Genomic DNA, 6,703 nt, shown 5'->3' on the forward strand with positions numbered 1-6,703 from the left:
GTCGACCACGGTCAGGGGCTCATCAGCATGTTCTGCCACATGTCAAAGATCGATGTGAAGCTCGGCCAGAGCATGCCGCGTGGCGGCATCGTCGGGCGAGTCGGTTCGACCGGTCGCGCCACCGGCCCCCATATGCACTGGAACGTCAGCCTCAACGACACCCGGGTCGATCCCGCCATCTTTATCGGCGCCTTCAAGCCCTGAATCGGCAGAGCCCGTTAACAAAAAAACCTCTAACAAGACAGGCAGCCCATGGCTGCCTGTCTGCTATCTGTACGTCGAACCTGATTGTCTATTCGGCCAGTGCGTGGGCGCCGGACTCCCGACGCATCGCCCGCCACATCACCAACACCAGCAATGAGCTGCACGTTGGCAATGCCAGCCAGACCCCGGGCACGCCCCACAGGGTCGAGAATCCCCACAAGAAACCGCCGATCAGCACCAGCTTGCCACCGGTGAGCAGGGAGGCGATGCGGGCCCGATTGATGGCCTGGAAGTAGGTGGCCCCCACCAGCAGCAAGCCCTCCATCGGCAGCCCCCAGAAGTAGAGCCAGATCCCGAGGCTCGCCACCGGCAGCAGGGTAGCGTTGTCCCCTGCAAACAGATAGACAGCCGCCTCCGGCCACAGATAGAGCGGGAACATGGCGCACAGGGCGATCCCCAACGTCACTCCGAGTGCCAGATTGCGGATCCTCAGCACCCGCCGCCAGTGACCGGCGCCCGCGTTAAAGCTGGCGATGGGCTGGATACCCATGGCGATACCTTCAAACACCAGATAGAAGAAGGCCTCGGTGTAACTGATCACCCCGTAGGCCGCCACATGCAGCGAAGTGCCAACCGCCAGCAACGCCTTGTTGTGCAGCGCCAGCACTACCGAGAGATAGAGGTACATTAGAAAACTGGAGACCCCGAGGCGCACCGTCTCCCCCATCAGCCGCAGATCGGGGCGCAAGGTGTCCCAGCTTATCCGCAGCTGGCTGCGCGGCGTGAAGAAGTGCCACAGGCAGGCGAGGCCCGTCACCGCCTGGGAGAGCATGGTGGCCGTCGCCACCCCGGCCAGTCCGAACGGAAACACCACCATCAGCAGATAGTCGAGCAGCACGTTGAGCAGCCCCCCGACCACCATGATGAGGGTGACAAACCCGGGGCGGCCATCGTTGCGCAGCAGGGAGCTGAACGCCATCGACAGCACCGCAAAGACGCCCAGCCAGGCGTAGGCCTGCAGGTAGGAGAGCCCTGCAGTGAAGATCTCCCCCTCCGCCCCCATCCAGGCCAGCATGGGCTCGCCATAACGGATCCCGATAAAACTGAGCAGTGCCGAGGCCAGCAGCACCATCACCAGGGCATTGCCGACGATATGGCGGGCTTTGGCCGGGTTGCCCTGCCCCAGATAGAAGGAGACCAGCGACGAGGCCCCCATGCCGATCAGCGCCCCCACCGCATAGAGCACGGCGCAGATGGGATAAGCCAGCATCAGACCGGCCATCCCATCCTGACCCAGCACATGGCCAACGAAGATGCCATCGATGGTGACATAGATGCCGGTGATCAGCATGGCCGCCACGGTCGGGGTTACGTAACGCCAGAAAAGGCGAGATAGCGGGGCTGTGCCCAGATCAACAGCTGACATATTCGACTCGGTGGAGAGAAAGCGGCCGGGATCATAGCGAAACGGCAGCACGACTTCCTGTTATTTGTGTTATGAATCATTAATATAGACTGCTTTACCCGCCTCCCTGCCCTGTTTTAGGCTAGGGCCACCTCTTCTGAACGGAAACGAGCCTCATGTTGCAACGCCTGCTCACCCTCTTGCTGCTCTCCCTTATCTTGTTGCCGCCAGCCGTGCGCGCCGACGATGCCATTGCCCAGGCCGAATCCCTGTTGCAGAGCGTGCCCAAGAGCGATACCCCGGAAAACCAGAAGCTGCGGGAGAGCTACCAGCAGGCGCTGCAATTTGCCAGAGAGGCCGAGCGCTACCGGGAGCAGAGCAAAGCCTATCAGCAGATCCTCATCGATTACCCCAAGGAGTCGGCACGGCTCAAGGAGAGCCTGCACAACTATCAGCCCGCCGCTCGCCCGCCGCTGGCGAGTCTCAAGGAGGAGGCGCTGCGCCAGGCCATAGGCTTGAGCAGCAACCGCCAGCTCAACCTGCGCAAGGAGCGGCAGGGGGTGATGGACAGCCTAAACCAGCTGGAGAGCACCGGTCAGGAGTACCACCTGCGGGTGGACGATCTGCGCAAACAGCTGCAACTGACCCGCAGCCAGCTGGAGCGACTGAGCTTCAGCAGCGAATCGGATCGCCAGCAGGAGGCACAACTGCTGCTGACCAGAATGAAGGAGCAGAGCCTCTCCGACCGGATCCAGATGCTGGAGCTGGAGCAACTCTCGGCCCAGCAGCGCAACGATCTCGGCAAGCTGAAGCTGCAGGAGCTCAATCTGGCCATCGCCGACGAGGATGAGTGGCAAGCCAGCCTGCTGACCCAACAGAACCAGCTGCGGCGGGAGAAGACCGAGCAGGCGCTGGAGGAGAGCGAGCGGCTGCGCAAACAGCTCACCACTGACATGCCGCTGCTGCTGGAGCAGCAACAGCAGAATCAGGCGCTCTCCATCCAGCTCGGCACGCTGGAGGATCAGATTGAGCGGGTGCAGGACGAGCAGCGCAGCGTCGACAAGAATCTGTTTGAACTGAATGAGCTGGTCAACTCGGTGCGCGAACAACTGGAGTGGCTGCAGATCAGTAATGCCTACGGCGAGAACCTGCGCAGCAAACTCTCCGATCTGCCTCCCCAGTTTCCCCTCGACAAGCTGGAGTCCGCCATCGTCAGCGCCCGCATGGCCAAGTACCAGTACGAGAGCGAGCAAGATGGGCTCAAGGATACCCGTCAGCTGCGCGACAAGCTGATGGCCGAAGAGGAGGTGACGCTGGATCGGCCGCAGCAAGCGGTGCTCGACAACCTGCTCAAGGCCCGGCGCCAACTGCTGACCCGGCTCAACGACGCCTCAGACACCCTCATTCAGGAGCAGACCCGCCTCAAACTGCTCTACAGCCGTCAGAACAGCAAGATCGACGAGATCCGTGAGATCAGCGCCAGCCACCTGTTCTGGATGCCCGATGTGCGCCCCTTTACCCCGCAGGTGATGCTCGGCATTCCCGCCGCGCTGACCCTGGCCTTCAACCCGGACAACTGGCTGCAACTTCCCTATGCCATCGCCGAGAACAGCCCGCTGAGCCTCACGCTGGCCGGTATTGGTCTGCTGGTGCTGGCCTGGAGCTGGTTCAAGTTGGCCCGTCACCTGAGCCTCTACTGCGACCATATTGCGCCACGGATCGGCAAGGTAACTCAGGACAAATTCAGCCTCACCAGCCGCTTGCTGCTGCGCTCCCTGCTTGCCGCCCTCCCCTTGCCCGCCATGGTACTGATGGTGCGCGGCCTGCTTGAAGGGGCCTGGCAATACCCGTTTGCGGTGGCGGTGGCGCGCGGTCTTGGCGAGATCTGGTTTCTGCTGCTGGCGCTGGTGATGGCCCGCCATCTGACACTGGAGAGGGGGATTTTGATCCACCACTTCCGCTGGCCCCGGGAACAGGTGCAAAAGGTGTGGGGGCAGTTTCGCACCCTGCTGCTGGTGCTGATCCCGAGTTTCTTTGTGCAGGGGATGGCCAACAGCTATCAGGAGCACGCCTTCTACGATTCCCTCGGCCGGATGGCCTTCATGATCGGCGCACTCTGGCTGCTGCTCTTCTTTGCCCGCCTCAACCGGGAGCGGCTGCCACTCACCTGGGGCCAGACCGACATGACCAAGCCCCATCTGCTGCACCACTTCATCTGGAACAGCCTGATGCTGGCGCCGCTGCTGGCGGTGATCGGCGCCCTGTTTGGCTACTTCTATACCTCGCGCACCCTGCTGCGCCAGCTGGAGCTTAGCCTGCTGATGGGGCTGGGTTGCCTACTGGTCTACTATCTGGCCAGACGCTGGATGCTGATCCAGCGCCGCCGCCTCGCCTTCGAGCGCGCCAAGAGCAAGCGGGCCGAGATCCTGGCCCAGCGCGGCAGGGATGAGGGGCATGACGAGCTCAGCTCCGAGACCCCGGACGTGGTGGAAGAGACTGAGCTGGATCTCGATACCATCAGCGCACAGTCGCTGGGGCTGGTGCGCACCCTGCTGATGCTGGGCTTCACTATGCTGGTGGTGGTGCAATGGTCGGATCTCAACTCCGCCTTCAGCTTCCTCAGCAATATCGAGGTGTGGCAGGTGAGCAGCAAAATTGGCGGCATCGAGCAGCTCTCGGCCATCACCTTGCAGGATCTGATGCTGACCGCCTTCGTCTTCATCCTGACCGTGGTGACAGCCCGCAACCTGCCGGGGCTGATGGAGCTGACCCTGTTGCAGCACCTCAGCCTCTCCCCGGGTACCGGCTTTGCCCTCACGACCACCAGCAAGTATCTGGTGATCCTGATCGGTGCCCTCACCGGCTTCTCCATGCTCGGCATCGACTGGTCGAAGACCCAGTGGCTGGTCGCCGCCCTCTCGGTGGGGCTGGGTTTCGGGCTGCAGGAGATCTTCGCCAACTTTGTCTCCGGCCTCATAATCCTGTTTGAGAAGCCGATCCGGCTCGGTGACACTGTGACCATCCGCGATCTCACCGGCACCGTCACCAAGATCAAGACCCGGGCAACCACCATAGTGGATTGGGATCGCAAGGAGATCATCGTGCCCAACAAGGCCTTCATCACCGAGCAGTTCATCAACTGGTCGCTCTCCGATGCCATCACCCGGGTCAAACTGCGGATCCGGATCGGCCTGACCCGGGATCCGAAACTGGTGCAGCGCATTCTGGAAGAGTCCATCCAGGCATCGACCCTGGTGTTGGAGACGCCGACGCCCGAGGTCTTCCTGATCGAATTCACCGACTCGGCACTGATCTACGAGATCCGCCTCTACGTCAACAACATGGATCACCGGATGCCCATCACTCACGAGGTTCACTCGCTGGTGCTGGAGAAGATGCAGCAGCAGGGACTTACCCTGCCCCATCAACAGATCGACATTCACCTGAGCCGCGGCTGATCCGCGAGGTAAAAGGAGCAAAACATGCAGATTATTGCCCACCGTGGCGCCAGCGGTCTGGCGCCAGAGAACACCCTAAAGGCGATGGCCAAAGCGCTGGAGCTGGGAGCATCAGCCATCGAGATCGACGTGCAGGCGGCCGATGGCGAGTTGTGGGTCTTCCACGACCGGCGGCTGGAGCGCTGCACCAACGGCAAGGGGGTGCTGACCGAACAATCCCGCTCCTATCTGGAGCAGCTCGATGCCGGTGAGGGAGAGGTGATCCCGACCCTGTGGCAGGTGATGGAGATCATCGCCGGACGCTGCGAGCTGCATATCGAGCTCAAGGGGACTCATACCGCCGATGCGGTGGCTGCCCTGACCCGACGGGCAGAGGCCGAGCTTGGCTTTACTCCCGGGCAGTGGGTGGTCTCCTCCTTCCATCACCCGGAGCTGGCCCGATTTGCCGCCTTGCGGCCCGATATCCGGCTCGGTGCCCTGACCGCCAACCTGCCGCTCAACCTGGCGCAGGTTGCCGACGAGCTGGGGGCCTGGTCCATCAATTGCGATGTTGATTTCATCGACGCCGCGCTGGTCGATGATGCACATCGCCGGGGGCTCAAAGTTCTGGTTTATACCGTTGATTATCCAGAAGATTATGAAACGCTCTCTAGCATGGGGGTCGATGGAATCTTCACCAATCGACCAGATCGTTTTCTGGCGCAGTAAGGGGGCGATACGCGCATGGATAACCACTGATTTAGGCACTAACTTTAAATAGCTGACCGGGATACAAAGAGTTCAACTTCAGCCGATAAACAGAGGCTCATAACAATAACTAGATTCCACACACACTTCAGACTGACGCTCACAAGGATGTAACTATGAACTTATCCATTAAAAACAAGCTTGTTCTGGCTATCGGGGTCATTATTCTGGTGATCACCTGCCTGCAAGTCTGGTACAACACCTCGCAACTGCGCAGCGAGACCCAGCGACTGGTCTGGAACATCATCGACGAAAGCTCCATGGCCAACGTCAAGGGGATCTCCCGCTGGGTCGACTCCCGGATCAGCATGGTCAGCACCACCAAGGAAGCATTCGCCAAAGAAGACGAACCCATCAGTCATCTGGCCCAGTCCATGAATGCCGGTGGCTTCGACCTGGTCTATGCCGGTACCGCAGACGGCAAGATGATCCAGAGCAAACCAACCGATTTGCCCGCCGGTTATGACCCACGTCAACGCCCCTGGTACAAGGACGCGGCCGCCGCAGGCAAGCTGGTCATCACAGCCCCCTATGCCGACATCTCCACCGGCCAGCTGATTGTCACCATTGCCGAGCCGTTCCAGCGTGGCAATACCCAGGGGGTCATCGCCGGTGACGTCTCCATCAGCTCACTGATCTCGGACATTCTGGCGGTCACCACCGAGGGCACCTACGCCATGCTGGTGGACAGCAATGGCACCATCATCGCGCACCCCGATGCCTCCCTGAGCCTGAAATCCGCTACCGCTCTGGCACCGGAACTAACTGCGGCCTACATCAATCAGGTCGCCCATGACGGCATGATCAACGAGCTGGTGATCAGCGGCAAGAAAGAGGTCTACGACTTTAATGCCATTCCCAATACCAACTGGTATTACGGCATGATGGT

5 protein-coding genes are annotated in these 6,703 nt (G+C 60.9%); 4 read left to right on the plus strand and 1 reads right to left on the minus strand.

Going from position 1 to position 6,703, the window contains the following annotated elements; genetic code table 11:
- Positions 1-204 (plus strand): M23 family metallopeptidase (locus AACS18_RS23370; protein ID WP_258228921.1); only part of this gene is annotated, 204 nt, incomplete at its 5' end.
- Positions 205-292: 88 nt separating this feature from the next.
- On the opposite strand, the gene AACS18_RS11160 is transcribed toward AACS18_RS23370, so the two are convergent.
- Complete coding sequence (locus AACS18_RS11160) at positions 293-1,630, minus strand: MATE family efflux transporter (protein WP_108614282.1); 1,338 nt, start codon at positions 1,628-1,630, stop codon at positions 293-295.
- A gap of 155 nt (positions 1,631-1,785) precedes the next feature.
- On the opposite strand from AACS18_RS11160, the gene mscM reads away from it, so the two are divergent.
- The 3 genes from mscM to AACS18_RS23375 all read left to right on the plus strand — a co-directional run.
- Complete coding sequence (gene mscM, locus AACS18_RS11165; protein ID WP_108614280.1) at positions 1,786-5,067, plus strand: miniconductance mechanosensitive channel MscM; 3,282 nt, start codon at positions 1,786-1,788, stop codon at positions 5,065-5,067.
- Between the two features lie 24 nt (positions 5,068-5,091).
- A complete protein-coding gene (locus tag AACS18_RS11170) occupies positions 5,092-5,775 on the plus strand; it encodes a glycerophosphodiester phosphodiesterase (protein ID WP_108614281.1) in 684 nt (227 codons plus the stop codon).
- A gap of 155 nt (positions 5,776-5,930) precedes the next feature.
- On the plus strand, positions 5,931-6,703 hold a 773-nt coding region (locus tag AACS18_RS23375; RefSeq protein WP_258228923.1), incomplete at its 3' end, for a cache domain-containing protein.

The sequence above is a fragment of the Aeromonas sp. HMWF015 genome, assembly GCF_963878965.1.
In the GTDB taxonomy this organism is placed as follows: domain Bacteria; phylum Pseudomonadota; class Gammaproteobacteria; order Enterobacterales; family Aeromonadaceae; genus Aeromonas; species Aeromonas veronii.

What these genes read in the sequence shown, in the direction of transcription:
- AACS18_RS11160 (WP_108614282.1), bottom strand. Translation starts at nt 1,630, where the DNA reads ATGTCAGCTGTTGATCTGGGCACAGCCCCGCTATCTCGCCTTTTCTGG.
- mscM (WP_108614280.1), top strand. Translation starts at nt 1,786, where the DNA reads ATGTTGCAACGCCTGCTCACCCTCTTGCTGCTCTCCCTTATCTTGTTG.
- AACS18_RS11170 (WP_108614281.1), top strand. Translation starts at nt 5,092, where the DNA reads ATGCAGATTATTGCCCACCGTGGCGCCAGCGGTCTGGCGCCAGAGAAC.